This is a genomic window from Cedecea sp. B1(4) (assembly GCF_059414925.1).
Genome location: NZ_JCAHMZ010000112.1, coordinates 1 through 202, shown reverse-complemented (window position 1 = coordinate 202; position 202 = coordinate 1). Strand labels below are relative to the sequence as shown.

1 protein-coding gene is annotated in these 202 nt (G+C 37.1%); it reads right to left on the bottom strand.

The genetic code is table 11. The features are described 5' to 3' along the window. On the bottom strand, nucleotides 1-202 hold a 202-nt coding region (locus tag ACR6JA_RS22280; protein WP_494599578.1), incomplete at both ends, for a hypothetical protein.

Here is a 202-nt window from a genome sequence, read left to right as displayed (position 1 = left end):
TTTGTGTTTGTTTTTTTTTTGTTTTTTGCTGTTTTTTGTGGGGGGGGGGTTAATTTTTTGGGTTTTTTTTTTTTTTTTTTGGGTTTTGTTTTTTTTATTTTTTCGCTCATAAAGAGGGGGGTTTGTTTTAACCCGCCCCCACCCGGTCTGTGGGGTGGGGGTGGGTTTTTTTTTTTTTCTGGGGGGTGGTGTTTTTTTTTTT